Origin of the sequence: Thermomicrobium sp. 4228-Ro, from assembly GCF_026241205.1 — a bacterium.
Classification (GTDB): Bacteria; Chloroflexota; Chloroflexia; order Thermomicrobiales; family Thermomicrobiaceae; genus Thermomicrobium.
Genome location: NZ_JAPFQM010000001.1, coordinates 1,453,999 through 1,480,277 on the forward strand (window position 1 = coordinate 1,453,999; position 26,279 = coordinate 1,480,277).

Annotated in this window: 29 protein-coding genes; 12 read left to right on the forward strand and 17 right to left on the reverse strand. The window is 64.0% G+C overall.

Annotated features, from left to right (window positions below; translation table 11 throughout):
• Positions 1-5: 5 nt before the first annotated feature.
• Together OO015_RS06895 and OO015_RS06900 are read right to left on the reverse strand one after the other, a co-directional pair.
• Positions 6-461, reverse strand: a complete 456-nt coding sequence (locus tag OO015_RS06895) for a 7-cyano-7-deazaguanine synthase (protein WP_265940498.1) — start codon at positions 459-461, stop codon at positions 6-8.
• A complete protein-coding gene (locus OO015_RS06900) occupies positions 458-682 on the reverse strand; it encodes a 7-cyano-7-deazaguanine synthase (protein WP_265940499.1) in 225 nt (74 codons plus the stop codon). The genes OO015_RS06895 and OO015_RS06900 overlap by 4 nt, the downstream gene beginning before the upstream one ends.
• 72 nt (positions 683-754) lie before the next feature.
• Here OO015_RS06900 and OO015_RS06905 point away from each other — a divergent pair, with 72 nt between their 5' ends.
• Together OO015_RS06905 and OO015_RS06910 are read left to right on the forward strand one after the other, a co-directional pair.
• Positions 755-1,309, forward strand: coding sequence for a metal-dependent hydrolase (locus OO015_RS06905; protein ID WP_265940500.1), 555 nt, complete (start codon positions 755-757; stop codon positions 1,307-1,309).
• A gap of 19 nt (positions 1,310-1,328) precedes the next feature.
• Positions 1,329-1,682, forward strand: coding sequence for a hypothetical protein (locus tag OO015_RS06910; protein ID WP_265940501.1), 354 nt, complete (start codon positions 1,329-1,331; stop codon positions 1,680-1,682).
• A 27-nt stretch (positions 1,683-1,709) separates the two neighbouring features.
• Here OO015_RS06910 and OO015_RS06915 read toward each other — a convergent pair whose 3' ends face one another.
• Positions 1,710-3,371 carry a ribonuclease J gene (locus OO015_RS06915; RefSeq protein ID WP_265940502.1) on the reverse strand — a complete coding sequence of 554 codons (1,662 nt, stop codon included), beginning with the start codon at positions 3,369-3,371 and terminating at the stop codon, positions 1,710-1,712.
• Positions 3,372-3,485: 114 nt separating this feature from the next.
• On the opposite strand from OO015_RS06915, the gene OO015_RS06920 reads away from it, so the two are divergent.
• Genes OO015_RS06920 through OO015_RS06930 form a run of 3 tightly spaced genes read left to right on the forward strand, consistent with a single transcriptional unit; the run spans position 3,486 to position 6,168 of the window.
• Positions 3,486-4,151, forward strand: a complete 666-nt coding sequence (locus tag OO015_RS06920) for a phosphoribosyltransferase (RefSeq protein ID WP_265940503.1) — start codon at positions 3,486-3,488, stop codon at positions 4,149-4,151.
• Positions 4,148-4,969: an alanyl-tRNA editing protein gene (locus tag OO015_RS06925; RefSeq protein WP_265940504.1), complete on the forward strand. Its 822-nt coding sequence runs from the start codon at positions 4,148-4,150 to the stop codon at positions 4,967-4,969. The genes OO015_RS06920 and OO015_RS06925 overlap by 4 nt, the downstream gene beginning before the upstream one ends.
• Positions 4,966-6,168 (forward strand): PLP-dependent aminotransferase family protein, encoded by a 1,203-nt coding sequence (locus OO015_RS06930; protein WP_265940505.1) that lies wholly within the window; start codon positions 4,966-4,968, stop codon positions 6,166-6,168. Before OO015_RS06925 ends, OO015_RS06930 begins: the two co-directional genes overlap by 4 nt.
• A gap of 35 nt (positions 6,169-6,203) precedes the next feature.
• Here OO015_RS06930 and OO015_RS06935 read toward each other — a convergent pair whose 3' ends face one another.
• The 13 genes from OO015_RS06935 to OO015_RS06995 all read right to left on the reverse strand — a co-directional run bounded on the left by OO015_RS06935 (position 6,204) and on the right by OO015_RS06995 (position 20,904).
• Positions 6,204-7,397, reverse strand: a complete 1,194-nt coding sequence (locus OO015_RS06935; RefSeq protein WP_265940506.1) for a class I SAM-dependent rRNA methyltransferase — start codon at positions 7,395-7,397, stop codon at positions 6,204-6,206.
• A gap of 61 nt (positions 7,398-7,458) precedes the next feature.
• Positions 7,459-8,388: a GNAT family N-acetyltransferase gene (locus OO015_RS06940; RefSeq protein ID WP_265940507.1), complete on the reverse strand. Its 930-nt coding sequence runs from the start codon at positions 8,386-8,388 to the stop codon at positions 7,459-7,461.
• 30 nt (positions 8,389-8,418) lie between these two features.
• Positions 8,419-9,906 carry an NADH-quinone oxidoreductase subunit N gene (locus OO015_RS06945; protein ID WP_265940508.1) on the reverse strand — a complete coding sequence of 496 codons (1,488 nt, stop codon included), beginning with the start codon at positions 9,904-9,906 and terminating at the stop codon, positions 8,419-8,421.
• A gap of 13 nt (positions 9,907-9,919) precedes the next feature.
• Positions 9,920-11,506 carry a complex I subunit 4 family protein gene (locus OO015_RS06950; protein ID WP_265940509.1) on the reverse strand — a complete coding sequence of 529 codons (1,587 nt, stop codon included), beginning with the start codon at positions 11,504-11,506 and terminating at the stop codon, positions 9,920-9,922.
• 21 nt (positions 11,507-11,527) lie between these two features.
• A complete protein-coding gene (gene nuoL / locus OO015_RS06955; RefSeq protein WP_265940510.1) occupies positions 11,528-13,429 on the reverse strand; it encodes an NADH-quinone oxidoreductase subunit L in 1,902 nt (633 codons plus the stop codon).
• Between the two features lie 13 nt (positions 13,430-13,442).
• On the reverse strand, positions 13,443-13,751 hold the full coding sequence (gene nuoK / locus OO015_RS06960) for an NADH-quinone oxidoreductase subunit NuoK (protein WP_265940511.1): 309 nt from the start codon (positions 13,749-13,751) through the stop codon (positions 13,443-13,445).
• On the reverse strand, positions 13,748-14,473 hold the full coding sequence (locus OO015_RS06965; protein WP_265940512.1) for an NADH-quinone oxidoreductase subunit J: 726 nt from the start codon (positions 14,471-14,473) through the stop codon (positions 13,748-13,750). The genes nuoK and OO015_RS06965 overlap by 4 nt, the downstream gene beginning before the upstream one ends.
• A 19-nt stretch (positions 14,474-14,492) precedes the next feature.
• Positions 14,493-15,518: an NADH-quinone oxidoreductase subunit NuoH gene (nuoH, locus tag OO015_RS06970; protein WP_265940513.1), complete on the reverse strand. Its 1,026-nt coding sequence runs from the start codon at positions 15,516-15,518 to the stop codon at positions 14,493-14,495.
• A 31-nt stretch (positions 15,519-15,549) separates the two neighbouring features.
• On the reverse strand, positions 15,550-16,779 hold the full coding sequence (gene nuoD, locus OO015_RS06975; RefSeq protein WP_265940514.1) for an NADH dehydrogenase (quinone) subunit D: 1,230 nt from the start codon (positions 16,777-16,779) through the stop codon (positions 15,550-15,552).
• Positions 16,776-17,390, reverse strand: a complete 615-nt coding sequence (locus tag OO015_RS06980; protein ID WP_265940515.1) for an NADH-quinone oxidoreductase subunit C — start codon at positions 17,388-17,390, stop codon at positions 16,776-16,778. The genes nuoD and OO015_RS06980 overlap by 4 nt, the downstream gene beginning before the upstream one ends.
• A complete protein-coding gene (locus tag OO015_RS06985) occupies positions 17,387-17,956 on the reverse strand; it encodes a NuoB/complex I 20 kDa subunit family protein (RefSeq protein ID WP_265940516.1) in 570 nt (189 codons plus the stop codon). The genes OO015_RS06980 and OO015_RS06985 overlap by 4 nt, the downstream gene beginning before the upstream one ends.
• Positions 17,947-18,306: an NADH-quinone oxidoreductase subunit A gene (locus OO015_RS06990; protein ID WP_265940517.1), complete on the reverse strand. Its 360-nt coding sequence runs from the start codon at positions 18,304-18,306 to the stop codon at positions 17,947-17,949. The genes OO015_RS06985 and OO015_RS06990 overlap by 10 nt, the downstream gene beginning before the upstream one ends.
• A gap of 75 nt (positions 18,307-18,381) precedes the next feature.
• On the reverse strand, positions 18,382-20,904 hold the full coding sequence (locus OO015_RS06995) for a transglycosylase domain-containing protein (protein WP_265940518.1): 2,523 nt from the start codon (positions 20,902-20,904) through the stop codon (positions 18,382-18,384).
• A gap of 155 nt (positions 20,905-21,059) precedes the next feature.
• Between OO015_RS06995 and OO015_RS07000 the strand changes: the two genes are divergently transcribed.
• On the forward strand, positions 21,060-21,590 hold the full coding sequence (locus tag OO015_RS07000) for a PRC-barrel domain-containing protein (RefSeq protein WP_265940519.1): 531 nt from the start codon (positions 21,060-21,062) through the stop codon (positions 21,588-21,590).
• On the opposite strand, the gene OO015_RS07005 is transcribed toward OO015_RS07000, so the two are convergent.
• Positions 21,573-21,746: a hypothetical protein gene (locus OO015_RS07005; protein WP_265940520.1), complete on the reverse strand. Its 174-nt coding sequence runs from the start codon at positions 21,744-21,746 to the stop codon at positions 21,573-21,575. The two genes, OO015_RS07000 and OO015_RS07005, sit on opposite strands and share 18 nt — an antisense overlap.
• Positions 21,747-21,781: 35 nt before the next feature.
• On the opposite strand from OO015_RS07005, the gene OO015_RS07010 reads away from it, so the two are divergent.
• The 6 genes from OO015_RS07010 to OO015_RS07035 all read left to right on the forward strand — a co-directional run bounded on the left by OO015_RS07010 (position 21,782) and on the right by OO015_RS07035 (position 26,236).
• A complete protein-coding gene (locus OO015_RS07010; RefSeq protein ID WP_265940521.1) occupies positions 21,782-22,972 on the forward strand; it encodes a glycosyltransferase family 4 protein in 1,191 nt (396 codons plus the stop codon).
• Between the two features lie 3 nt (positions 22,973-22,975).
• Entirely contained in the window at positions 22,976-23,557 is a 582-nt protein-coding gene (locus tag OO015_RS07015; protein ID WP_265940522.1) for a CDP-alcohol phosphatidyltransferase family protein, read from the forward strand.
• Between the two features lie 4 nt (positions 23,558-23,561).
• The gene (locus tag OO015_RS07020; protein ID WP_265940523.1) at positions 23,562-24,455 is read left to right on the forward strand and encodes a ComEC/Rec2 family competence protein; all 894 of its coding nucleotides are present in this window, start codon (positions 23,562-23,564) and stop codon (positions 24,453-24,455) included.
• Positions 24,452-24,694, forward strand: coding sequence for a DUF3006 domain-containing protein (locus tag OO015_RS07025; protein WP_265940524.1), 243 nt, complete (start codon positions 24,452-24,454; stop codon positions 24,692-24,694). Before OO015_RS07020 ends, OO015_RS07025 begins: the two co-directional genes overlap by 4 nt.
• Entirely contained in the window at positions 24,691-25,053 is a 363-nt protein-coding gene (locus OO015_RS07030) for a LysM peptidoglycan-binding domain-containing protein (protein WP_265940525.1), read from the forward strand. Before OO015_RS07025 ends, OO015_RS07030 begins: the two co-directional genes overlap by 4 nt.
• 76 nt (positions 25,054-25,129) lie before the next feature.
• On the forward strand, positions 25,130-26,236 hold the full coding sequence (locus OO015_RS07035; RefSeq protein ID WP_265940526.1) for a L,D-transpeptidase: 1,107 nt from the start codon (positions 25,130-25,132) through the stop codon (positions 26,234-26,236).
• Positions 26,237-26,279 lie beyond the last annotated feature (43 nt).

Consider the following 26,279-nt stretch of genomic DNA (forward strand, 5'->3'; position numbering starts at 1 on the left):
CGTGCTCAGTCGTCGAGCAGCGGGTCAGGCACACCGGCTTCAGCGAATGCTCGTGCCCGCAAGCGGCATGAATCGCACTGCCGGCAGGGGCGCTCTCCGCCACGGTAGCACGACCAGGTCAGTCCGTCGTCGACACCGAGGCGAAGGCCGAGGCGGACGATGCTCGCCTCGGGCACATCGAGACACGGGGCCTGCACAGGGATGCGCCGTCCGGTCTCGACGAAGCGCCGGGAAGCCAGATCGGCAGGATGCTGGTAGGCAGCGGGGAATCCACCGCCGCAGTCCGGATATCCATCGACTCGACTGACAGCGATCGCGACAGCATCGGCGTCGGTCGCTTCGGCGCAGGCATGGGCGAGAGCGAGACAGATGAGATTCCGGACAAGGACGTACGTGGAAGGGATGTCGCTCGTCGGCTGACCCGGCTTTCCCTGGCGCTCACGAGCGAGGATCCGCCTCACTGTGCGAGATCGATCGTGACGATGCGGTGTTCGGCAAAGTGGAGGCGTTCAGCGACTGTGCGCGTAGCGAGCAGTTCCCGCTCGTGTCGCTGGCCGTACGGGAAGGGGAGTCGATAGGGCTCGAAGCCATACGCATCCAGGAGGTACGCGAGTGTCGTGCTGTCCAACCCTCCCGAAAGCATGGCGACCACGCGACACGCTCTCCGTTCAGCGGCCGTCATGCTCGACTCCTTCCCGTCCAGCGTTCCTCTCGGCTCGAGTATGCTGGCAGCGGAACGAGGGGAGGGGTGACGATGCGGCGGTCAACGTGGGGCGCCGCAGGGACGTGGCTGGCCGTCGCGATCGCTCACCGGTGGTGGTCACGGTCGCCAGCCGGTTCGCTCGCACGCGCCATCAGCGACGGCCTCGCGCACGCAGCGCTCGGTCTGGCGACCAGCTTGCCAGCTGCCCGGTGCACGCCGGATCCCAAGCGCGTTCTGGCCGGTGCACTGCTCGGTGCTCTGGTGATCGACCTGGATCACATCGCTGCCGCGCGCTCGATCCGTCTTCAGACGTGCATGACTATGCCCCAGCGACCGGTGACCCATTCGCTGGTGATCGCTCTTGGGCTCACGGCGGCGGCTGTCCGTGCTGACCGCTACCTGGGAACCGGCTTCGGACTTGGCTTAGGATCGCACCTCCTGCGTGACCTCGTCACGGGTGGAGTCCCGCTGTTCCATCCGCGTCGGGTCGTGCAGCTCCGCGAGCACCTCGCCCTGCCACTGGTGGCAGGCTTGGCAGCTGGTGGCTGGTGGCTCGTACGGGTGGTGCCGAACGAAGCATCGTCCCGCAACTCCGTGTTAAAATAGCGCCGGGAAGGGGGAGCGGATGGACATTGTACGAGCCATTCACGGTGCGCTTGGCGAGGGGTTGGCGGTCGTCTACCTTGCAATTGCGCTCGGCAGTTATCTCAGGCGCCGGCAGGGTGGGCTGCCGATGTGGCTCGTCGGGCTCGCGCACCTGCTCATCGCCATTCAGGTGATCTTCGGTACCGTCCTGTATATCCGTGCGCCGCAGGTGATCAGTGTCTGGCACCCGATCACCGGCTATCTCGCACTCGCGGCGCTCGGGCTGACTGTTGTGTTCCGCAACCGACTCGGTCGGGCGAACAGCGCTGCCCTTACGGCGCTCATCGTCATGGTGCTCGTGATCGTGAACGTCCTGATCGCCCGCCTCCGCTGAGCGTGCCGGGAGCCGCCGCCGGTCCGCTCAGAGCTCGCTGATCAGCGGCAGGATGAGCGGCCGGAACTTGGCACGCCGGTAGAGCTGGCGACCGAGGACGCTCTTGGTGCGGCTCACCAGATAACCGTGACTGAATCCACCCTTCTGCTTGGCCAGGAACCGTTTGAATTCCTCGGTCACCTTGGCGAGCGTCTCCGGATTGACTTTGCCGTTCAGTCCTTCAGCAGTTACTTCCGGACCGGCGATCAGTTTGCCCGTCTCGCGGTCGATCACGAACGCGGCGATGATCACACCACTCGATGCCACTTCATCGCGGCGACGAAGAACTGGGTGCGTCGGCGTGACGAAGTCGACGAGAACGGGACCGCAGTCGACGGTGCCCTCGCGACGGACGTCCTCGCGACTGAAGCTGAGCACTGCTCCGAGTTCCGGAATCACGACGCGCTCCGGTAGATAACCGAGTTCGAGCGCCAGTTCCCGGTAGAGCGCTAGATGCCGGTACTCACCGTGCACCGGGACGCAGAAGCGCGGCCGAACGAGGCGGAGCATGTGCTTGAGTTCGTCCCGGCTCGCGTGCCCGGAGACATGCACGGTCGGCTCGATGTCCGGATAGATCACCTTGATGCCCATCCGGAAGAGCTGGTCGATCGTCTCGCTGACCGTCTGCTCGTTGCCCGGAATCGGCGTCGCCGAGAAGATCACGAGGTCACCGGGAGTGAGGCGGATGTGCGGGTGATCGCTGCTCGCGATGCGAGCGAGTGCAGCGGTTGCTTCACCCTGGCTACCGGTGGTGAGGAGCATCGCTTGCTTGCGTGGTAATGTCATCGCGATCTCGACAGGGACGATCACGCCGGGCGGTGGTTGGAGATACCCGAGCTCCTGAGCGATCCGGGTGCTCTGTTCCATGCTCCGACCCGAAATCGCGACCTTCCGTCCGTGGCGGTGTGCCGCGCGGATGGCCTGATCGATACGCGTGATGTTCGAGGCGAAGGTCGTCAGGATGACGCGTCCCTCGGCCGCGCCGATGATGCGGTCCAGCGTCTCGCTGACGACGGCCTCAGAAGGGGTGCGGCCCGCGCGCTCGACACGCACCGCATCGGACAAGAGAACGAGCACACCCTCGCGCCCGATCTGCTTGAGCCGCGCTTCGTCGGTCTTTGGCCCGAGTGGTGGCGTGGGGTCGAACTTGTAGTCACCGGTATGGACGACCCAACCGAGCGACGTCTTGAGCGCGATCGCATAGCTCCCGGGAATACTGTGCGTCACCGGGATGAACTCCACCTCGAAGTGCTGGCCCAGCCGATAGCGCTTGCCTGGCTGCACGACACGAAAGTCAGCCAGCTTCGGATCGCTGAAGTCCTCGACCTTGGCCCGGGCGTAGGCGATCGCGAGTTCGGAGCCGTAGATGGGCACGGGTGCGATACCTTTGAACTCGTTGAGGATGAAGGGGATACCGCCGATATGGTCCTCGTGCCCGTGGGTGAGGAGGATACCGCGCAGCTTGCTCATGCGTTGCTTGATATAACCGACATCGGGGATAATCAGGTCGACTCCGCGTAGGTCTTCTTCAGGAAACTTCGCGCCGGCGTCGACGACGATCAGTTCATTGCGATATTCGTACACCGTCATGCTTTTCCCGATCTCGCCGACGCCGCCGAGCGGGATAATCCGTAGACGTGGTTTGGCCATGGACTGTTCCTCCGATTGTGTGTGGCGGCGCTCGACAGGGTCGCCGCACGGTTGCGTCAATCATAGCCTAGTCTGGCCGAAAATCGAGTGACAGGTGACGTGTGGGGGTGGGGCATGTTTCGTGATCGGTTCGAAGCAGGGCGGCAGCTTGCCGAGCGACTCCGAGACCTTGCTGGGCAACCGGCAATCGTGCTGGCGCTTCCCCGTGGTGGCGTGTTGGTCGGATACGAAATCGCCCGAGCGCTTCGTCTGCCGCTCGACGTCATCCTGACGCGCAAGATCGGTGCTCCGTTCAATCCCGAGTACGCGATCGGTGTAGTTGCCGAGAATGGCTTCGTCTCAGTGAATGAGGAAGAACTCGCGCTCGGCGTTGCCGATGAGGACTTCATCCGACGCGTCGTACCGAAGCTCATGGCAGAACTGGAACGTCGGCGCCAGCTGTATCGAGGCGGACGACCGCTCCCTGACCTGACCGGTCGAATCGCGATTCTCGTCGACGACGGCGTGGCGACCGGTTTCACCATGCTGGGAGCGATCGCTGCGGTGCGCGAGCAGCATCCGGAGCGCATCGTCGTCGCCTTGCCCGTCGCGCCGCCGGTCACCGTCGAGCGGTTGCGGAGAGAAGTCGATCGTGTGGAAGTCCTGCTCACCCCGGAGCCGCTCGACGGTGTGGGAGCGTGGTACCAGGACTTCCATCAGGCGACGGACGAGGAAGTGCTCGAACTCCTGCGCCGGGCACGCGAAGCACTCGCCCAGGGGGAGCGCGAGGGAACAGCGTGACGGTGGAGTGTTTGACGAGCTGCGGTCTCGCGCCTATCATCGCCGCGGAGGACGTGACGATGCCGCCGACACTGTTGCTGTGTCTCGAAGACAGCTACCTCCGCGAGTTCGACGCAGTTGTCATCGGTGTGACACCCGATCACGGCGTCGCCCTCGACCGGACAGCCTTCTTTCCTGGTGGTGGGGGGCAACCGCACGATACGGGCGAGCTCGCCACGCCTGACGGTCAGCGTTGGCGAGTCGTCTCGGTCCGGAGAGGTACAGCACCGGGGGAGGTCGTGCACCTGCTCGATGGTCCACCACCGCCAGTCAGCACAGTGGTCCAGGGTCGGCTGGACTGGGAACGGCGGTACCGCTTGATGCGTTTCCACACCGCCTTGCACGTGCTCTCGGCGGTCGTCTTTCGCGAGTTCGGTGCGCTGGTCACTGGCGCGAACCTCGATGTCGACCGAGCGCGGATGGATTTCGAGCTGGAGGATCTCGCTCCAGAGCGAGTCGCGCGGATCGAGGCACTGGCCAACCAAGCGATCGCCCGTGGTCTGCCGGTGCGGTGGTGGACGATTCCACGCGAGGAAGCCGAGCAGATCCCCGATCTCATCCGCACCAAGGTGAATCTGTTGCCGGCAGGGATCCGCGAGGTGCGCGTGGTCGAGATCGAAGGGTTGGATCTCCAGGCCGATGGTGGGACGCATGTCCGCAATACCCGGGAAATCGGGGGCATTCGGATCGTTGGCACCCGGTCGAAGGGGCGCAGCAACAAGCGTCTGGAAATCGTGTTGACGGACGACGGAGCACGCAGCGAATCGGAGGCGTCGTGAGGCTGGAGTGGGAGCGTGTTCTCGCCAAGCGCGTGGCGGCCTTTCGTGCCTGCACGCGGACGGATTTCTCGCAACTGCCTTGCCCACCAGGAACGATCCACTTTACTGGGGGTGCACCACCTGTCGAGTGTTTGCCGGCCGAAACGATCAGCGATGCTTTGGTACGAGCTTGGCACGCCGAACCGACTGCCCTCTGGTACGACGAGACCGACGGCTACGAAGGGTTACGCGTCGCGATCGCTGACCGCATGCGGCAGCGTGGCGCGAGGGTCGACCCGGGTCAGGTGTTGATTACCCAAGGGGCGCAACAGGCGATCGATCTCGTCGCGCGGCTCCTGCTCGAACCCGGTGACCGGGTGGTGGTCGAGGGGCCGACCTACTTCGGTGCTCTCCAGGTCTTCGAACCGTACGACGTCGCGATCGAGGCGGTACCCCTCGACGAGGCCGGTGTCGTCTTGGATCGACTGGAGGATGCGTTCCGGCGCGAGCCGCGTCCGAAGCTGTTCTACACGGTTCCGACGTTCCAGAACCCCGCAGGTGTGACGCTCTCGGCCGAACGGCGGAGTGCGGTCGTCCAGTTGGCGGCCCGCTACGGCGTCCCGATCGTCGAGGACGACCCTTACGGCGAACTCTGGTACGAAGCACCGCCACCTCCGCCGCTCCGGGCGTACTGGGAAGAGGTGCTCTTCATCGGAACCTTCTCCAAGACGCTGGCGCCGGGGCTGCGGCTCGGGTGGCTCGTCGCTCCGCCGCGCCTGATGAAGCCACTGATCGACGCGAAGGAGGCGGCCGATATCCAGTCCGACCGTCTGCTGCAGCGAGCCGTCGCGGCGGTCGTCACGAGTCCGTGGTACGAGGCGCATCTGCGGGCTGCACGTGCCGAGTATGCTGAACGATGCCGGCTGTTGGCCGATGCGCTGTCGCATGAACTCGGTGAACTGGCACGTTGGTCGTTACCCGGCGGTGGCTTTTTCCTGTGGGTCACGCTCACCGGTGAGGTCGATGCAGCGACGCTCCTGCCCCGCTGTGCCGAGGCGGGCGTCACGTACGTACCGGGATCGGAGTTCTATCCGGAACACCGGCCAAGCCCCAGCTTGCGGCTCGGTTTCACGACGCTCGGGCGCGACGAGTTGCTCAGAGGGGCGGAGCGACTCGGGCGAGCACTGCGCCGCCTGCTGACCGAGGCGCGGCCAACGTGAATCGATAGGCAGTCCAGCAGGGCTTCTGCTCCGCCTTACCAGACCCGACAGATCAGCCCCTTCAGGTATTCACCCTCCGGGAAGCTGAGCCGGACCGGGTGATCGGGCGGGTGACCGAGTCGCTCGAGAATCTGTACCTCGCGTCCAGCGTCCTCGGCTGCCGCGAAGACGATCTTCTGAAAGAGATCGATCGAGACGAGCCCGGAGCAGGAGAAGGTAATCAGGACTCCCCCGGGCTCGATGAGGTGAAGTGCTTGTAGGTTGATGTCCTTGTAGCCGCGTGCAGCACGCTCGAGATGCGCGTGCGCGTAGGCGAACTTCGGTGGGTCGAGAATCACGGCATCGAAGCGGCGGCCGCCGGCACGAAAGTGCCGGAGGAGGCGGAAGGCGTCGCCTCCGATCTGCTCCGCCCGATCCGCAGGAAAACCGTTGAGGGCCAGATGAGCCGCCGCTTCAGCGAGGGCTTCGGCTGACGTATCGAGATTGACCACATGCTCGGCGCCGTTTGCCAGGGCGTAGATCGCGAACGCACCGGTGTAGGCGAACGCGTTGAGCACACGCCCGTGTTTCAGATAGGCCGCTGCACGTCGCCGGTTCTCGCGCTGGTCGAGGTAAAAGCCGGTCTTCTGCCCGCGCCGCACGTCGACCTGGAAGCGGTGCCCGTACTCCTCGATGAGGATCCGTTCCGGAGGCTCCTGGCCCCAAAGCGTACCGTCAGCGGGCGGCAGCCCTTCCTTCTCGCGAACGTCGAGGTCCGACCGTTCGTAAATGCCGGCCGGTCGGCACCGCTCCGCCAGGAGGCGAACCAGGAGTTCCTTGCGGCGTTCGATTCCCAGCGTGAGCGACTGGATGACGAGAAAGTCGGCGTAACGGTCGACGATCAGCCCAGGGAGCCAGTCGCTTTCGGCGTAGATCAGGCGGTAGGCGTTCGTCACCTGGTCGAGGTGCAAGCGGGTGCGGGCAGCGAGTGCTCGCTCGATCCGGCGCGCCCAGAACGACTCGTCGATCGTCTCGTCCCGATTCCAGGAGAGGAGTCGCACGACGATTTGCGAGCGACGATTGAGGTAGCCGCGGGCGAGCCATTCGCCGTCGCTGCTGTGGACCTCGACGATGTCACCGTCCTCAGCATCGCCGTCGATCCGGGCGATGGCACCGGAGAAAATCCAGGGATGATGCCGTCGGACTGGGCGATCGTGGTCGGATTTCAAGATCAGCCGCGGGCACCTCATGACCGCCGGTCTCCAGACGCTACGGGAAGGAGGTTGAACATCCTCAGGTCTGGCGACATGATCAGGACAGTGGCAGGGCTGCCATCTGATAGGTGCGCCAGACGTGCGCGCCAGCACGGCCGTAGAACGCGGCGAGTTCTGTCCAGTCAATGACCGCCCAGCGCGCACCGGTGTCGCGCAAGAACGCGAGAGCGCCTCGAACCATGGCGAGACCGAAGCCCTGTTTGCGATGGGTGGCAGCAATGCCGAGTGGGCCGAGGCCGCCAACAGGACCTGACAGGACGGGGGCCCAGAAGAGGCTCGGCGGGGGTGGCCACGAACCGGGCGGATGGGCCGCCGCGAAGCCGATAAGCTTGCCGTCGCGACGCAGGCCGAGAACCGTGGCGCCGGCCTCGTAGGCCTCAGCGACGTCGACTTCCCATTCCCCTGGAAATTCCCGAGCTAAAAAGGCGAGCATCTCGTCGCGAGGCGCTGGCTCGAGGGTGACGCCATCGGGCCAGCTGGGTGGCACGGGTAGCACAGTGAGATCGACGAGAAGGTCATGGAAGACCTCACGCGGGAATGCACCGGATCGTCGGAGGAAGCGCCAGGTCGTCAGCGGCGCCTCGAGCGGAATACCCGGGACGAGGTGACCCGGTCCGCCACCGAAGACGAGTACGCGATACCCGTGCCGCGTTGCGTCTCGGCTGGCCTGGGCGAGGAGAGCCTGGCCGATTCCCTGGCGGCGCGCGCGCCGGGCGACAACGAAGAGTGTGACGAACCCGACACCGGCTGGAAACCACGGTCGCGCAGGAAGACGGACCAGTATCGCTCCGAGCAGCTCCGATCGCTGGCAGGCTACCCACCCTGTAGCGAGCTCGTTCGGGCCGATTCGCCAACGATGCAGCAGGAGTTCGGTGGACAGCGGCAGAGCGTGACCGAACTCCTCGTTCCAGAGATCAACCACTCCGGCTGCATTCTGGTCTTGATACGGTTCCAGAGTCCAGCCCATGGCCCTTCCCCGGTCGCCGTGATTGCCTGATCAGGTGAGCGCGGTCGGCCAGCGCTGTGCCAACTCGAGAATCGGGCCCGAGACCAGACCGAGCGCCAGCGTCACTCCGGCCATGACGACGAGCCCCAGCCCCAGCAGCGGGGTGCGAGCCGGCTGCCAGGTTCCGGCAGGTTCCTCGAAGTACATCCGTGTCACGACCCGGAGGTAGAAAAACGCCGAGACCGCGCTCATCACCACGATCGCGACGGCGAGCCAGAGTTGCCCAGCCTCGATGAGTGCCAGGATGACATAGTACTTGGCGTAGAACCCGAGCAGCGGTGGCATACCCATCAACGACAGCATGAAGATCGCCATCATGAGCGCAGCCAGCGGTGCCCGACTCGCCAGGCCAGCGACGTCGTCAAGTGTCGTGCCGAGTCCACGTTCTTGCAGCCAGGCGATGATCCCGAAGGCACCGATGTTCATGAAGGCATAGGCAAACAAGTAGAAGAGGACGCTACCGACGCTGCGATCGCCTGGCTGACCGGTCGTGAAGGCAGCGAGGCCAGCCAGCATGTACCCGGTGTGACCGATGGCCGAGTAGCCGAGCATCCGCTTGAGATCACGCTGCGCGATCGCCACGACGTTGCCATAAACCATCGTGACAAGCGCCAGCGCCGCCAGCAGGTCGACCCACCGTTCGCTGAGCGGTTGCAGGCCCTGGACGAGAATCCGAGCCATCGCGGCGAAGCCAGCCACCTTCGGAACGACGGACATGTACGCGGAAACTGGCGTCGGTGCGCCCTGGTATGCATCCGGCGTCCACATGTGGAACGGCACAGCGGCGATCTTGAAACCGAGACCAACCGTCAAAAGGAGGAGGGCCAACAGGAGTGCGGGATCGAGCGGCTGTCCAGGTGTCACGACTGTCCGAAGTGTGTGACTGATATCGCTGAGAACGATGCTCCCGGTCAACCCGTACATCCAGGCCATACCGTAGATGAGGATCGCGGTCGCGAAGGCACCGAGGAGAAAGTATTTGAGTGCACCTTCGACACTGGTGATGCGCCGACGAGCGAAAGCCGTCAGTGCGTAGACAGCGACGGCGCTCGTTTCGAGGCCCAGCAGGAGTACGATGAGGTCACCGGCTGCGCCGACGATCAGCGTCCCGAGCACCGAGAAGAGTAAGAGCGAGAGGTACTCCGCTTGGCCGATGCCGCCCGGCTCGAGGCCTGATTCGGTGTACCCAGCTGACACGAGAACCGAGAGAAGACCAGCGACCAAGGCGACGAGCGCCACGACCAGCGCGAACCAGTCTGCCCGGTAACTCGCTCCGAAGGTTGTCGCGCCGCGGCTCCAGTCGATCGTCGCGAGCGAGCCGAGCGCGAGCACGTGCCCGGCGATCGCGATACCCAGCATCAGGCGAGCGGAGGGGCGCGAGACCAGCGCGTCGATCGCGAGCAAGAGGACGATCGTTCCGACGATGATCAGCGGTGGGACGAGGAGCGACCACTCGGGTGCGGCGAGTCGCAAGGGCATCGACTCTCCTCCTTCACAGCCCAGTGCCGGTCACAGTCGCCAGGAGCGCGGCGAGCGTCGATTCGATCATCCGCAGAACCGGTAACGGGTAGACACCGACCCACACCGTCAGGAGCGCGAGTGGTGCGAGCGTGAGCGCCTCACGCCAGTTCACGTCCGGGAAGGTGCGCGGGTCGAGCGGTGGATGCTCCACATCGCCTCCCCCAGCGACCGGTGGGACACCATGAGCCGCAGCGAGCCGGAGTTCGGGGTCGTCCGGATCGGGCGGCTCACCCGGCGCGCGAACGAGCGCGACACGCTGGAAGACGCGCAGCATGTACCAGGCCGCCAGGATCACGACAGCCGTGCCCAACACACCGGCCCACCGGTAGGCCCGGAATCCGCCGAGCAAGGCGAGGAACTCCCCGACGAATCCGCTCAGTCCAGGGAGACCGAGCGAGGCGAAAGCGAATAGACCGAAGAACGCGGTGAAGACGGGCATGTTCCTCGCGAGGCCACCGAAAACCGCGAGTTCTCGGGTGTGTGCGCGCTCGTAGAGGATACCGACGATGAGGAAGAGCGCGCTGGTGACGAAGCCGTGGCTGAGCATCACCACCATCGCCCCGCTCAGGCCAGGCTGGTTGAGCGCGAAGATGCCGAGCGTGACGAACCCCATGTGGCTGACCGACGAGTAGGCGACCAGCTTCTTGAAGTCGCGCTGGACGAGCGCCATGAGCGCACCATAGAGGATGGCGATGACGGAGAGGACAACGATCGCCGGAGCCCACGCTCGGCTCGCATCGGGGAAGAGCGGGAGATTGAAACGCAGGAACCCGTATCCACCCATTTTCAGGAGGACGCCAGCGAGGATGACGGAACCGGCTGTCGGTGCCTCGACGTGGGCATCGGGAAGCCAGGTATGGAACGGCCACATGGGCACCTTGATGGCGAAAGCGAGGAAGAACGCGAGGAAGGCCCAGAACTGGAACGTCTGACTATAGTGGCCTTGCGCGAGTTCGAGGACATCGAGCGTGCGGACACCCGTCCGCTGAAAGTACTCCTGGTACAGTGCCACGATGCCGACGAGCATCAGGAGGCTGCCGGCCAGCGTGTAGAGAAAGAACTTGACGGCTGCGTACACGCGGTTGGCACTTCCCCATACACCGATGATGAGTGCCATCGGAATGAGGACGATTTCCCAGAAGACGTAGAACAGGAAGAGGTCGAGGCTGACGAAAACACCGAGCATGCCCGTGGCCAGTAACAGGAGCGTGATGTAGTACTCGCGGACCCGGTGTCGGATCGGCTCCCAGGAGGCGATCACCGCGATCAGCGTGAGGAGCGTCGTCAACCCGACGAGCGGAGCGCTGATCCCATCCACGCCCAGTCGATAGGCGATGCCGAGTTCCGGCAGCCACTCGAACGTCTCGGTGAACTGCATGCCCGAGCGCTGCGGATCGAACGCGATCAGCATGCCGATCGAGAGCAGGAACGAGATGCTGCTGGCGACGAGTGCCACCCATCGGGCGGCGCGCGGTGAGGCGTTTGCCCACAGGAACAGGATGACCGCTCCGGCGAGTGGGCTGTAGGTTATCAGACTCAAGATCGGCAGCTGCTCCACCGCTCTCTCCTCCACCCTCGATCAGCGGAACAGGGTGCTGCCCATCACGAGCGACACACCCACCAGGACGACCGTTGCCAGCGCGATGAGGAGCACGTAGTTCGCGACCAGTCCGGTTTGGAGACGTCGCCAGAGTTGCGCGAGTGCAGCGACTGCCCGGGCCAGACCGTTGACTGCGCCGTCGATGATGCCGACATCGACCGCACGCCAGAGCCAGTCGGCGAAGGCGTCGAGCGGGCGTACGATGTATCGCTGGTACAGGAAGTCGAAATACCAGCCGTTCGCAGCAAGCCGATACAGCCAGCCGAGCCGCTCGGCGACCGTCGCCGGCGAGAGCGTACCGCGGACGTAGGCCGCGTGCGCGAGTCCGAGCCCCGCCAGCGCGACGAGAGTCGAAAGCGTCGCGAATGCCAGTGTGAGGCTGAGTGACACGTCATGGTGCTCGGCTGTTTCGAAGACCGGCTCCAACGCGTGGTGGATCCAGCCGTTTTCCGGCGGCACCCCAGCGAAGCCAGCGAGCAGTGCTCCGATGGCCAGGACGACGAGCGGGACCGACATCGTCGCCGGTGGGTCGTGCGGGTGCAGCTCGTGTGGGTCGAAGCGTGGTTCGCCGTGGAAGGTGAGGAAGACAGCCCGGAACATGTAGAGCGACGTGAAGAAGGCTGCGACGAGACCGAGAAGCGCGAGCAGCGGTGCGCCACCGACCCACGCCCCGACCAGGATCTCGTCCTTGCTCCAGAAACCGGCCAGGGGCACGATGCCAGCATTGGCAGCCGCACCGATGACAAACGTCCAGTAGGTGATCGGCATCCAGCGCTTGAGCCCCCCCATCCGGCGCATGTCGAGTTCGTCGTGGAGCGCGTGCATCACCGCGCCGGAGCCGAGGAACAGGAGAGCCTTGAAGAAGGCGTGTGTGAACAAGTGGAAAATCGCCGGGATCCAGGCGCCGACACCGAGTGCCAGCGCCATGTAGCCGAGCTGGCTCACCGTCGAGTACGCGATGACGCGCTTGATGTCGAACTGGGTCACCGCGATCGTGGCAGCGACGAACGCGGTGAGCGCGCCGATCAGCGCGACGACCGACATCGCGGTCGGTGATGCCAGGAAGATCGGATGGGTGCGCGCGACCATGAAGATGCCCGCCGTGACCATCGTCGCGGCGTGGATCAGCGCCGAGACGGGTGTCGGGCCTTCCATCGCGTCCGGAAGCCAGACGAAGAGCGGCAGCTGGGCCGACTTCCCCACCGCCCCGGTGAAGAGCAAGAGGGCGATCGCCGTAATGGTACCGGACGAGAGCTCGGGAATCGCCTGGAAGACGGCCTCGTAGTCCAATGTGCCCAGAGTCGTGAAGATCAGCATGACGCCGAGCGCGAACCCGAAGTCACCGATCCGGTTGACGGCGAACGCCTTCTTGGCTGCTTCGGCTGCTGAGCGTCGCCGGAACCAGAAACCGATGAGCAGGTACGAGCACAGGCCGACTGCTTCCCAGAACACGAAGAGCACCAGGAAGTTGTTGGCGAGGACGAGCATGACCATCGAGAAGACGAACAGCGGCAGCCAGGCGAAGAAGCGATAGTAGGCCGGATCGTGGTGCATGTAGCCGATCGAATAGATGTGGACGAGCAGGCTGACGCCGGTCACCACGAGCAACATCACGGCTGTGAGCTCGTCCACGACCAGTTCGACCGGCACGTGGAAGTCTCCCGCAGTGATCCAAGTGTAGAGCGGTTGTCGCAGGACCTCGTGGCGGCCCAACACGGCTGCTGCGGCGAGGAGACTCACGAGGAACGAGAGAGCGACCGCCGGCACGGCCAACCAGTGTGCGCGCTGACGGATCCACCACTTGCCGAAGAGAAAGTTCAGGAGTGCGGCCAGCAGCGGCGCGAGCGGAATGATGACCAACCACGAAACGGTTCGTTCCATCACTCTTCTCCGTTCACTCGCGGAGCTGCCGGAGCTCGTCGATATCGACCGTATCGGTGCGCCGGGTGAGTGCCATCACGATTCCGAGTCCGACTACTGCCTCGGCGGCAGCGACGGCGATCACGAAGAGCGCGAAGACTTGTCCGGTGAGCTGGTGCAGTTCCCACGCGAAGCCGGCGAGACTGACGTTCACCGCGTTGAGCATCAGCTCGACGCACATGAAGATGACGAGGACGTTGCGGCGCGTGAGCACGCCGACCATCCCGATGATGAACAGCGCTGCGCTGAGGAGGAGGAAATGCGTCGCCGTCAATTCGGTCATTGTCTCCTCCATTCGCCCCAGGCGGGTTGCTCGGTGAACTCGTCCGGAGTCCGAGCCAGCACGATCGGCCGACCACCGCCAGCTTCCTTCACGCGACCGTCCTGCGGCCCCGGCAGTGCGACCGGAATCGCCGGCTGGTCGAGTCCACGTGGATGCGCGAGCGAGATCGTCATGACGCGCCGGGCCGCGGCCAGGCGCTCGCTGACCGCCTCGGGCCGTGCCAAGACGATGGCTCCGATCGTTGCCGCGAGGAGAAGCAACGCGGTCAGCTGAATCGCGAGCATGTAGTCCGAGTACAGCACCTGACCGAGGGCCCGGGTATTGCCCCCCACTATCGCGACCGTTTCGTCCGTCCAGGGGCCTGGCGCGCCGCGTAGGCCACGAGCGAGGACGGCTGCGCTGACTTCGGCGAGGAGGGCGAGGCCGAGCACGAGACCGGTGGCGATCCGCAACGGGCGCCGCCCGTGGAACTCCGGGAGGTCGTCCGGGTGCACGAGCATCGTGACAAAGACGACCAGTACGATCACGGCACCGGCGTAGACGATCACCTGCACGACTGCCAGGAACTCGGCACGCGCGATGAGGTAGATCGCTGCCACGTTGAGGAACGACAACACGAGCCCGATCGCGCTGTGGATCGGATTCCGTGCGACGACGACCCCCAGCGCACCGAGCATCGCGACCAGCGCCAAGAGCCAGAAGACCAGCACCTGTACCGTCATACCCGGCGTAGCCTCTCCCTCAGAGTGCGCCGATTCCCCAGAGCCGGACCAGCCCGGTCAGCGCGATGTTGATCAGTGCGAGTGGTAACAGTACCTTCCAGGCGAGCCCCATCAGCTGGTCGTAGCGGAAACGCGGCAGCGTCGCCCGCAACCAAACGTAGAAGAACAGGAAGAAGAGTGCCTTGAGGGCGAGCCACCACACACCGTCGGCGATCGGTCCGTCGATGCCCCCGAGAAATAGCGTCGCTGCCAGCAGCGAGACGACGATCATGTTGATGTACTCGGCCAGGAAGTAGAACGAGAAGCGAAAACCGGAATACTCGGTGAAGTAGCCTGCGACGAGTTCCGTTTCGGCTTCCGGTAGATCGAACGGCGCGCGGTTCGTCTCGGCGACGGCAGCGATGAGGAAGAGCGCGAAAGCGAGTGGTTGCGAGAGGATGTACCAGTTCGGAAGCGTCAATGGGCCGAGAACGAGTGACCGCTGCTGTTCCCGCAAGATGTCCTGCAAGCTGAGCGATCCGGAGAGGATCAGCACACCGACCAACGAGAGCCCGAGCACGAGCTCGTAGCTGATCACCTGCGCGGTCGAGCGCAATGCTCCGAGCAACGAGTAGCGATTGCCGGATGCATAGCCGCCGAGGATGATCCCGTAGACGCCGACCGATCCCAGCGCGAGGACATAGAGAACGGCGACATTGATGTCGGCAACGAGCAGCGGGATGTCGATTCCGAAAAGGTGCAGGGAATCGCCGAAGGGAATCACCGCCGCGCCGAGCGGTGCCAGCGCGAAGGAGAGGAGTGGCGCGACGAGGAAGACCAGCCGGTCGGCATTCGCTGGGACGATGTCTTCCTTCGCGAGGAGCTTGATCCCATCGGCGATCGGTTGGAGCAGGCCGAAGGGTCCAGTCCGGTTCGGCCCGACGCGGTGTTGCATGCGTGCGAGCACGCGCCGCTCGAACCAGGTCATGTAGGCCATCAGCCCGAGCAGCACGTTGAGGAGAACGAACCCGACGAGATAGCTGACGATCAACCGCTGCCAGTCCATCGATCCCGCTGCCCCACCTCGTCTCTCGCCGCTATCGATCGACCGACCCGAGCACGATATCGATCGTCCCGATGAGGGCGACGATATCGGCAAGCATCGCGCCCTGTGCCATGTACGGGAGCGACTGAAGGTTGACGAAGTCCGGGGACCGGATGCGTAAGCGATACGGGATCGGGCTTCCGTCGCTGACGATGTAGTACCCCAGCTCGCCCTTGGAGTGCTCGACTGCGTGGTACACCTCCCCCTTGGGCGGGCTGAACCCTTTGATGACCCAGATGAAATGCCGTTGCATGTCTTCGGCAGTCGTCATCACGTTCTTGTGCGGCGGGATGACGTACCGCGACTCGTGGGCCATGAGCGGCCCGTCAGTCGGTACCTGGTCGAGACACTGTTCGATGATGCGGATCGATTGCCGCATTTCTTCGATCCGCACGAGATAGCGGTCATACACGTCACCGTGCGTGCCGAGCGGCACCTCGAACTCGACGCGGTCGTAGAGCAAGTACGGCATCGCCTTGCGCACGTCGTAGTTGACACCGGAGCCGCGCAGGCAAGCCCCGGTCAGACCGTAATTGATCGCGACCTCCGGTTCGATCACCCCGACGCCCTTGGTACGGGCGAGCCAGATCGGGTTCTCGGTGAGGAGATCCTCGTACTGGCGGATCGCCTTCGGGAAGTAGCGACAAAAATCACGCACCATTTCCGGGAGATCAGGTGGGATCTCGCGCGAGAATCCTCCGATCTCCATCATGTTCGTCGTCAACCGTGCGCCGCAGAACTTCTCGAAGATATCGAGGATCAGTTCGCGGTCGCGGAAGGTATAGAGCGAGACGGAGAGCGCGCCGATGTCGAGCGCATGCGTGCCGAGCCAGACGAGGTGCGAGGCGATCCGTGTCAGCTCGGCCATGATCATCCGCCAGTACTGGGCACGTTCAGGCGCCTGGATGCCGCACAACTTCTCGACAGCCAGGACGTATCCGAGATTGTTCGACGGTGCCGCCACGTAGTCGGTGCGGTCCGTCCAGGGGACGAACTGGGCGTACCGGTGCGACTCGCCGAGCTTTTCCACACCGCGATGGAGATAGCCGATCACCGGGTCGCAGGCGATGACCGTCTCGCCTTCCAGTGTCAACCGTACCCGGAGCACGCCGTGCGTACTCGGATGCTGTGGCCCCATGTTGAGGACGAGTTCCCGGCGGGTCGGCGTGATCTGCCGTACCTCGCTGAGAATGACCGGTGTCGGCTGCGAGAAGTCGATCATGGTCCTGGCCTCCGCAACGTACCGCGGATTCGCGGGGCAGGCGATTCGAAACCTGGCTGGACGTAGTCGCGGTAACCGCGTAACGGATAGTCCTTGCGCAAGGGGTGCCCCTCGTCCCAATCCTCCGGCAGGAGGATCCGCCGGAGGTCCGGGTGCCCCTCGAAGATGATGCCGAACATGTCGTAACACTCGCGCTCGAGCCAGTTCGCGCCAGCGAAGATCGGGACGAGCGACGGGACTGTCTCCCCGTCGTCGACGCCGCATTTGACCCGGAGCCGCTGTCGACGCGGGATCGAGTACAGCTGCACGACGACGTCGAAACGCGGACGTTCGCGGAGATACAACATATCGACTGCTGTGATGTCGGTCAGGTGGTTGTAGCGGAGTTCCGGGTGAGTCCGCAGGAAGTCGACGACGTCGCGCAACGCCTGGCGAACGACGCGGAGCGTCACCTCGTCGCGGAAGACGACCACTTCCTGGAACGCGTCCGGAAAGCGCTCCCGGACGAGCCGGACGGCTGGGTGTTGTTCCGGATCGGTCGGCCCCCAGTAGCCGGTCGTGTCCCACGGGCTCGTTTCCGGTGCAACCGGGAGTGACCGTGGCTCGCTCATCCTGCCCCCTCGGATCGCGGTCCGAGCGCAGCGCGGGCAGCCTCGCGTTGCTCCTGCCGGTAAGCCTCGGCAGCCTCGAGCCCGTAGCGCTCTTTCAACCGTTCGTACCGGATGATCCGGTTCTGCAGCTCGAGGACACCGTAATAGAGCGCTTCCGGAACCGGCGGACAGCCTGGCACGTAGATATCGACCGGAATGACCTGGTCTACACCCTGGACGACAGCGTACGTATCGAACGGTCCGCCGACGTTGGCGCAGCTGCCCATGCTGATGACCCACTTCGGGTCAGCCATCTGGTCGTAGAGCTGGCGCACGACTGGGGCCATCTTCTTGGTGACGGTCCCCGCCACGATCATGAGATCGGCCTGGCGCGGCGAAGCGCGGTAGAGCATGCCGAAGCGTTCGGCCAGGTCGAAGCGCGGCATCGCCGAGCTGATCATCTCGATCGCACAGCACGCGAGGCCGAACTGGAGCCACCAGAGACTGGAGCGTCGTGCCCAGCTGAAGACCCAATCGGCTGTGGTCGTGATGATGTTCGGGTGGCTCTGCGTCTGGCTCATACCCATTCCAGGGCTCCTTTCCGCCACTCGTAGAGGAGCCCGATGAGCAAGATGCCGACGAAGAGCGCAGCCTGCACGTAGCCGTAGAGTGCCAACGCGTCGAACGCGACAGCCCAGGGATAGAGGAAGATCGCTTCGACGTCGAAAACAACGAACAGGAGCGCGACGAGATAGAAGCGCGGTGTGAACCGGCCGCGTGGTGGGTTGACATCCGGTACACCCGACTCGTAAGGCTGGAGCTTGGCTGGATTCGGCTTACGCGGTCGGACGAAATGCCCGAGCAGGATGAGGACCGTCCCCATCAAGGTGCTGGTGATCACGAGTAGTCCGATCACCGCGTAATCGACGAGCGACATGGATACACCTCGCTCTCGCGGGCCCCTCTCACCCCGCTCGTGAAGGATAGCACGATCGATACACACGCACAGCGGTCAGGGGGTTTCCTGCGGCGGTATTTCTCCGGGTAGGAGCGGCCCGCCGGACGAGTTCCCAGATTGTGCTGGTGCTGGGCTCGGTGCCGGTTGTGTGGGCTGCGGTGCTGTGGTAGGTGTCCCTTGGTTCGGTGTCGGCTCGGTTCCCGTAGCGGGTGTTGGGGTCGGCCGCTCGATCTGGATGCGCGGCGTGACACCGACCATCGCCGCGTACGCTTGGAGGGAACTCCACCCACGTGCCGTCATACCCCGCGGAGTCGCGAGTGCCGCCCGGAGTTCGCGCAGTTCGTACTCCGAAGCCTGATTGCACCGGAGGCGCGGTGGGCCATCCTGCACGCTGAGTTCGGTGACGGTGCGGGCACCGGGGATCGGTCGCTTGCCGGTGGCTGCGCAAACCTGGACCTCGACGACTCCCGGTGGGCGAGAGAACTCGATCGGAAGCGGTTGGCCATCGGGGCCGAGCAACGTGCGCGCCAGGTTTTCGTCCTGGTGTACCTTGACCATGAAGTCGTGCCAGATCAGTGCTGCGCTGGAAATCCCGTCGAGTCCACGCGTCGGACTGTTGTCGGTGTTACCGACCCACACGCCGACGACGACGTCGGTCGTGTAGCCGACGGTCCAGAGATCGCGTGCGTCTTCCGAGGTTCCGGTCTTCGCTGCGACCGGGCGGTTGCCGAGTTCGGGCAACACGAGTGGATTGTTGAGGCCGAAGATCAGGGCGCGTGCTCGGTTGTCCGAGAGGATGTTCGTGATGAGGTAAGCGTACTCAGCTCGCACCACCTGCGGTGCCTGTTGTAGGACGTTCACCCGATCGAGCTGGTAGATCCGATTGTTGCCGGGTGCGATGATCTCCAGGATGGGGTTGTAGGGCACGTACTTGCCGTTGTTGGCGATGGTGGTGTACGCATTGGTCAGCTCGAGCAGCGAGACTTCGCCGCCACCGAGTGTGATCGACAGCCCGTAGAAACTCGGGTCGCGCCAGAACCCGGTCTTGATCCCGAGCCGGTGCGCCATATCGATCATGGCTGGCACACCGACGACGTCGATCGCTTGCAATGCCGGGATGTTCAACGAGTTGGCGAGTGCCTCACGGACCGTGATCGCACCGAAGTGCTGCCCGGTCGCATTTTTCGGTTCGTAGCGACCGAAGCCCGGGATGTTCCAGACTTTGGCGTAGTCGAAGACGATGGTGCCCGGGTACCAGCCAGCCTTTTCGAAGGCCGTCAAGTAGGTCACCGGCTTGATCGCCGAACCGGGTTGTCGCTCGGCGGTCGCCACGTTGTACTGGCCGTCGATCGCGTCGTTGTAAAAGTCAGCGCTCCCGACCATCGCGATGATCTCACCGCTCCAGGGCAGCATCGCGACGAGCGCACCGTTGTTGACGTGATACGGGGCGAGTTGCTCGACGCGGCGCTTGACGATCTCCTCCGCTGCCTGTTGCGCTGCGAGATCGAGTGTCGTCCGGACCATCAGCCCGCCGCGGTAAACGGCAGCCGGGCCGTACTTCTGCTCGAGGTAGTCGATCACGAAGTTGACGAAGTGCGGCGCCAGATTGTAGCGTCCTTCGCGCGATTGCGGGTAGAGCGGCTCGGCGAACGCCGCGTCCGCCTCCTCCTTGGTGATCATGCTCAGTTCGACCATACGGTCGAGAACGTAGCGCTGTCGTTGCTTGGCGAGTTCGAAGTTCTTGGTCGGATCGTAGACACTCGGTGCTTGGGGCAAACCAGCGAGCATCGAGGCTTCGGCGAGCGTCAGTTCCCATGCGAACTTGTTGAAGTAGGCCTGTGCTGCGGCATCGATCCCATAGGCACGGTTCCCGTAGTAGACGTTGTTCAAGTACATCATCAGGATTTCTTGCTTGGAATAGCGCTGGGTGAAGCGCACTGCCATGATGGCTTCGCGGATCTTGCGGCGATAGGTGCGTTCGGTCCCGATCGTCTCAGGATAGAGCATGCGGACGAGTTGCTGGGTGATCGTCGAGGCACCGCTCGTCGGCTCACCACTGAGGTTGAAGATCAAGCTGCGGAGAATGGCTCGTGGCTCCACACCCGGATTCGTCCAGAAGGTCTCGTCTTCGGCCGCGATCGTCGCGTCGATGATCCACGCACGGTGCGGCTTGGTGGGATCGTTCTGTTGCTGTTCGATGTGGTCCATCAGCTCTTCATAGCTGATCGCCGTGCGCCAGCCGGTCGTCGGGTCGCTCACCTCGGCGAGGAGGACCCAGTTGCGGTCATAGATTTTCGTCGTCTGGAAGTCGACTGCCTCGAACCGATCCGGAGAAGGTAAGTCCGCCGTCAAGGCCGACCAACCGAGGTAGCCGGCGGCAGCGACGACACTTACCCCGACGAAAGTGAGCAGGAGGAGGGTCAGCGCAACGATGGCAGTGAGGCGAGCGAGGAGAGCGGTGATCGGTTGCCGCCGGCGCGCGCGTCGGCGACGGGCGAGTACGACGGGTGCGGCCGGTGCCGTTCGGCCGTTCCTCTGTCCGTTGCTGTTCCGTCGTCCGTTGCGTCGGTTCGCCATCGACCACGACCTCGTTCCGGTTCCGTCCGATCGCAGGATAGAGCATACTGCTCGACTGGCTTGCGGTTCTAGGAGAAACTGGTGACGACGGACTGATTGCCTGCTATGATGAAGCGAGACTCTGGCATCCGTTTCGATCGACGGAAGGCGTGCGCATGGAATTGCGAGCGGTGCGTGGGAGGCCGGTGATCACGGTCGACAATGGCGAGCGACTCGGCGAGATCCAGGACGTTTTTATCGATCCTCAGCACCGGCGAGTCGCCATTCTCCGTATCCGTCGAACGAGCGGAGACACCAACGATGTGACGTTCGAGGATGTCCACAGTATCGGTGCTGACGCAGTCATGCTGCCATCTCGTGAGGTTCTGCGCCTGGCGGGTGACCACAGTCAGGCGCTCCTGGACATCGACGAGTTCGTGCGGCTGCGTGTCGTCACTGAGCAGGGCGAGGCGCGTGGGACGGTGGACGACGCTGCGTTCGATCCCATCAGTGGCGCGCTGACCGCTTTGGTCGTCTCTCCGGCCGGTATCGGCGGATTGCTCGGCCGTCGTCAGTCGGTGCCGATCGATCAGGTGCGCACGATCGGGCGCGATGTTGTCGTGCTGATCGTGCCGCCACCGGAAGCGGCGGAGCAAGAGGCGAGCAGCGGAGACCGGGGATCGGCTGCTTCAGCCGAGGCCCAATGACCGTGCCAGAAGCATACCGAGGAGCGGTGCTGGGGCGAGGTCGCGGGTCAGTGCGAGCCAGAGGGGTAGGGCCGCCCTTGGGCGGCTGAGGCGCCAGACGGTGGCGGCTGTCCACCAGAGTCCGCATACGAACATCGTGAGTGCCCAAGCGATCATCGTTCTCCTCGCTGCGACCTGATGGGGGCGTGCAAGTGCGTATTCTCTTCGTCTCGCCGTTCGATTTCAGCTATCCGGGTGGCGTCAACGAGCACATTCTGCACCTCGATGCGGAGTACCGCAAGCTGGGTCATCAGACACGTATCCTCGCACCACGCTCTCCAGGCGAAGCGGAAAGCGATGACGGCCATCTCATCAAGCTCGGTGTGGCAGTGCCGGTTCCCACCAACGGTTCGACCGCTCGTATCACGCTGTCTCCCTTTGTGTCCGGGAAGGTGCGCGAACTCCTCCAGCGTGAGCGGTTCGATATCGTGCACCTGCACGAGCCGCTCGCGCCGATGCTGCCGCAGCTGGCATTGCTCCATTCTCGTTCGATCAACGTGGGGACGTTCCACGCGGCGCGTTCCCGCAACTGGGGATACCTTTCGGCAAAGCCGCTGCTGGGACTTCTGTTCGCGAAGCTGCATGGGCGAATCGCTGTGTCACCGGCAGCACTCGAGTCGATCGCCAGGTATTTCCCGGGTTACTACGAGTTGATCCCGAACGGAATCGATACGGAACGCTTCCGACCGGATGTTCCACCGGTGCAGCAGTTCGGCCGGCCGACGGTGTTATTCGTTGGACGCTTCAACGAGTCGCGCAAAGGGTTGCGCTACCTCTTGGAAGCGCTGGTACTCGTTCGGCGAGAGTTCCCGGACGTGCTCCTTCTCGTGGTCGGGCCAGGTGATCCTGAGCGGTTTCAGCGGATCATCGAACGAGGTGAGTTGCAGGACAACGTGAGGTTCGTCGGAGCGGTTCCCGATGACGTGCTGCCATCCTATTACACGGCCTGCGATGTCTTCTGCGCACCGGCGACTGGCGCGGAGAGCTTCGGTATCGTCTTGCTGGAGGCGATGGCGAGCGGCCGGCCAGTCATCGCCAGCGATATCAGAGGGTTCCGTTTCGTACTGCGGCACGGGGTGGAAGGCTTGCTCGTCGAACGCAAGAATCCGGACGCGCTGGCAGTTGCACTCGTCCATCTTTTGGCTGACGCGGCTCTGCGCGAACGCTTGGGGAAAGCCGGCCGGTTCCGCGCCCAGCAGTTTTCCTGGCCTGTCATCGCGCAACGCACGCTGGCATATTACGAGCGGCTGCTGCGTGGGGTGCGCGAGGCGGAGACGGCATTGCCGCTCGATTGGTGGAGTTCGCTTCGTGTCGCGCTCCGCGCCTGGTCGAGGAGGGTCTGACGCGTGCTCAGTTCGTTGGTTGCCGATCGCGTACGGAGCCGTGTGCAGCAGATCGGTGCGCTCGTCGCCCGGACCGGGCTAACACCCAACCAGCTCACGATGCTCGGTCTCGTGCTGAACGCCATCGCGGGACTCGTTCTCGCACTCGGCTACCTGCAAGTGGCCGGTGTTCTCCTGCTGGTGGCCGGAGCCTTCGATCTCCTCGACGGGGCAGTGGCCCGGGCAACCGGAAATGTCACCCGCTTCGGTGGAGTGTTGGATTCCGTACTCGATCGGTACAGCGAAGCGTTCGTCGTCGGTGGCCTCTTGTTCTGGATCGTCCGAGCCGATCTCGGAGTGGTTCCGGTCGTCCTCTGCTATTGGTCGATTGTTGGCTCGTTACTTGTCAGTTACGTCCGGGCGCGTGCCGAGGGGGCTGGAATCCCGCTGACGCAGGGCTTCTTTGCCCGCCCCGAGCGTATCGTCGTGCTCGCCGTGGGCTTGCTCCTCGCTCGTCCTGTCATCGTGCTCTGGCTCCTTGCGATCGCGACGAATCTCACGGTCCTGCAGCGCCTGTGGTTGGTGCGGCATGCCGCCCGGGATTGACGCAATGCGACGTTTGCTTCGCTCGCTCCTGCTGCTCCTCGTTCTGCCACTCGTCGCCTGTTCCCTCCGTGGAAACGAGTCCGAATCCGTAGGTACCGGCGTCACGGTCGCTGTCCTCGATGTCGGACAGGCCCTAGCGGTAGGAATCGTCACAGCGGATGGCCGGGCGCTCCTCTACGATGCCGGGAACAGTCGCGAGGACGCTGAGACGGTCATCCTCCCCTTCTTCCGGTCGTACGGGATCGAGCAGCTCGATTACCTCGTCCTCAGTCATCCTGACCAGGATCATGTCGGTGGCATGCCGGCCGTCATCGCCGGAATCGCTGTCGCCAGCTTCGTCGACCCCGTGTTGCCCACCACGAATCGCACCTATCTGGAGACGCTTCGGCTCGTCCGAGAGCGCGGAATCCGCGCGATGCGTGCCGAGCGCGGTCGGATACTGCAGTTGGGCGAGCAGGTCAGCGTCCGCATCCTGTGGCCCGAGCGACCGTTTCTCGTCGATACCGCTGGAGAAGCGAGCGACAATGACAACAGTGTCGTCTTGCTCGTCGAGCACGGAGGCGTGCACTTCTTGCTTCCCGGGGACCTGGAGGAACGTGGAGAAGAGGCGCTTCTCGAACAGGAGGGTGCGGACGGACTGCACGCTCAGATTCTGGTCGTCGGGCACCATGGTAGTCGTACGTCATCGAGCGAGCCGTTCCTCCGTGCGGTACGGCCGGCGGTCGCCATCATCTCGGCTGGGCGCGATAATCCGTACGGTCATCCGCATCCGGAGGTGTTGCAACGGTTGCGTGCGGTCGGAGCCGACGTCTATCGCACCGATCGCGAGGGTACGGTGCTGGTGCACTCCGACGGCAGACGTTGGACCGTTGAGATCGAGCGGGAACTGGAGCGATGACGGGGGAGTACCTGATCGCGACGGTGGATCGGTTCGAGGTCGACCGCGACGGGCAGCAACTCGCTGTGCTCGTCTTCGACGACGGGCAGCAACTCGTCGTCCCGCAGAGCGTGGTACCCTGGCTGCGGCGCGGCATGGTGCTGCGGGTCCGCTTCGAACGGGATGTAGAAACGGAAGAGGCGCGTCGGGAAGCCATCCAGCGCTTGCAGGAGGAACTCTTCGGGGACACCGAGCGATGAGAAAAGGCCTCAGCATCCTCCTTTTCGTGACACTCGTGCTCGGTGTCGGTTGCCTACCGTTCGGGAGGGCGACGCCGGCGGTCACGCCAACGGTGGTGCCGACACCGACGCCGTTTCCTGTCCTCCCCATCGTCACGCCGACCCCTCCGCCGCCTGCGCTCCAGATCCCGACGCCGACGCCAGCTCTCTCTGGGGCGAGCAACTCGAGCAACGGAAACACCTATGTCGTCCAGCCGGGCGATACCTTGTACAGTATCGCGGTCCGCTTCGGGGTGTCGCTCGACGCGCTGATCGAGGCGAACGGCATCCAGGATCCAAACGACTTACAGGCTGGACAAGTGCTGGTCATCCCACGCTGACGAACGAGTTGGCGTCCGCACGTCGGTGGCGTATCCTGAGCCTCGCAGCAGTCAGCACCGCGAGCGGAGGTCGGTCGTGCAGAGCGTCTGGCATTTCCTCCGGGTTGGGATCGGAGCACTCGTTGCGAGCTTACTGGTTCATTGGGTTGTCGGGCTCGTGTCCCCAGCTGCGTTGGCTGTATCCGGTGGTCCAGACCGCGTCTACTTTCCGGAGACAGGGCACACACTCTCTTACGGGTTCCTCGAGTTCTGGTTGTGGCATGGTGACGTGCCGATCTTCGGTTATCCGCTCAGTGAGGAGATCGACCGAAACGGGGTGACGGTCCAGTACTTCGAGCGGGCCGTCTTCGAATGGCATCCAGAAGCTCCGCTCGACTGGCGAGTGCAGTTGCGGCTTCTCGGAATCGAGGCCAGCGCTGGTCGAAGTGATCGGGCCTTCCGACCGGCTGTCCCGATCACGGGTTCCGCGTGCCGCTATTTTCCGGAGACACAGCACAACCTCTGTCACGGATTCCGGGCCTTCTGGGAGCGATACGGCGGGCTGCGGATCTTCGGCTACCCGATCAGTGAGGAGCTGACCGAAGATGGTGTGACGGTCCAGTATTTCGAGCGTGCGCGTCTGGAGTGGCACCCTGAACGAGCGGGCACCGCCTACGAGATCCAGGTCAGCCGGTTGGGTGCGTGGGTCGCCGAACGCGACGGGATCGAGACGGAAGCACTGCCAGCACCGGCTGATCTGCCGACTTACGATCCTGCCCTATTCCCGGCCGTGCCCGGTCTGGTGCGCACACCACTCCCCGGTGCGCCGGTCCAGGCAGCGAAGTGGATCGAAGTCGATCTCAGCGACCAGGTTCTGCGGGCCTGGGAGTACGACCGACTCGTGTTCGCGACGCTGGTCTCGACTGGCCTTCCACAGTATCCCACGCCGAACGGTACGTATCGCATCTACACCAAGCTCCGCTACGAGCACATGCGCGGCGGAACGCCAGGAATCGACTCGTACGACTTACCGAATGTGCCGCATACGATGTACTTCTATCTCGGCTATGCCATCCACGGGGCGTACTGGCACAACAACTTTGGCCATCCGATGAGTCACGGGTGCGTCAACCTTCCCCTCGATGCGGCAGCCTGGCTCTACGACTGGACGCCGGTCGGTACCGTGGTTTGGATTCATCCCTAGCTCACGGAGGAGTTGGTGTACCCTGCTCGGTCGAAGCAGGGAG

Excerpts from the sequence above, each read along its gene's own strand:
- OO015_RS06900 (WP_265940499.1), bottom strand. The coding sequence starts at position 682 with ATGACGGCCGCTGAACGGAGAGCGTGTCGCGTGGTCGCCATGCTTTCG.
- OO015_RS06905 (WP_265940500.1), top strand. The coding sequence starts at position 755 with ATGCGGCGGTCAACGTGGGGCGCCGCAGGGACGTGGCTGGCCGTCGCG.
- OO015_RS06910 (WP_265940501.1), top strand. The coding sequence starts at position 1,329 with ATGGACATTGTACGAGCCATTCACGGTGCGCTTGGCGAGGGGTTGGCG.
- OO015_RS06915 (WP_265940502.1), bottom strand. The coding sequence starts at position 3,371 with ATGGCCAAACCACGTCTACGGATTATCCCGCTCGGCGGCGTCGGCGAG.
- OO015_RS06920 (WP_265940503.1), top strand. The coding sequence starts at position 3,486 with ATGTTTCGTGATCGGTTCGAAGCAGGGCGGCAGCTTGCCGAGCGACTC.
- OO015_RS06935 (WP_265940506.1), bottom strand. The coding sequence starts at position 7,397 with ATGAGGTGCCCGCGGCTGATCTTGAAATCCGACCACGATCGCCCAGTC.
- OO015_RS06940 (WP_265940507.1), bottom strand. The coding sequence starts at position 8,388 with ATGGGCTGGACTCTGGAACCGTATCAAGACCAGAATGCAGCCGGAGTG.
- OO015_RS06945 (WP_265940508.1), bottom strand. The coding sequence starts at position 9,906 with ATGCCCTTGCGACTCGCCGCACCCGAGTGGTCGCTCCTCGTCCCACCG.
- nuoL (WP_265940510.1), bottom strand. The coding sequence starts at position 13,429 with ATGGAACGAACCGTTTCGTGGTTGGTCATCATTCCGCTCGCGCCGCTG.
- nuoK (WP_265940511.1), bottom strand. The coding sequence starts at position 13,751 with ATGACCGAATTGACGGCGACGCATTTCCTCCTCCTCAGCGCAGCGCTG.
- OO015_RS06965 (WP_265940512.1), bottom strand. The coding sequence starts at position 14,473 with ATGACGGTACAGGTGCTGGTCTTCTGGCTCTTGGCGCTGGTCGCGATG.
- nuoH (WP_265940513.1), bottom strand. The coding sequence starts at position 15,518 with ATGGACTGGCAGCGGTTGATCGTCAGCTATCTCGTCGGGTTCGTTCTC.
- nuoD (WP_265940514.1), bottom strand. The coding sequence starts at position 16,779 with ATGATCGACTTCTCGCAGCCGACACCGGTCATTCTCAGCGAGGTACGG.
- OO015_RS06980 (WP_265940515.1), bottom strand. The coding sequence starts at position 17,390 with ATGAGCGAGCCACGGTCACTCCCGGTTGCACCGGAAACGAGCCCGTGG.
- OO015_RS06985 (WP_265940516.1), bottom strand. The coding sequence starts at position 17,956 with ATGGGTATGAGCCAGACGCAGAGCCACCCGAACATCATCACGACCACA.
- OO015_RS06990 (WP_265940517.1), bottom strand. The coding sequence starts at position 18,306 with ATGTCGCTCGTCGATTACGCGGTGATCGGACTACTCGTGATCACCAGC.
- OO015_RS06995 (WP_265940518.1), bottom strand. The coding sequence starts at position 20,904 with ATGGCGAACCGACGCAACGGACGACGGAACAGCAACGGACAGAGGAAC.
- OO015_RS07000 (WP_265940519.1), top strand. The coding sequence starts at position 21,060 with ATGGAATTGCGAGCGGTGCGTGGGAGGCCGGTGATCACGGTCGACAAT.
- OO015_RS07005 (WP_265940520.1), bottom strand. The coding sequence starts at position 21,746 with ATGATCGCTTGGGCACTCACGATGTTCGTATGCGGACTCTGGTGGACA.
- OO015_RS07020 (WP_265940523.1), top strand. The coding sequence starts at position 23,562 with ATGCGACGTTTGCTTCGCTCGCTCCTGCTGCTCCTCGTTCTGCCACTC.
- OO015_RS07025 (WP_265940524.1), top strand. The coding sequence starts at position 24,452 with ATGACGGGGGAGTACCTGATCGCGACGGTGGATCGGTTCGAGGTCGAC.
- OO015_RS07030 (WP_265940525.1), top strand. The coding sequence starts at position 24,691 with ATGAGAAAAGGCCTCAGCATCCTCCTTTTCGTGACACTCGTGCTCGGT.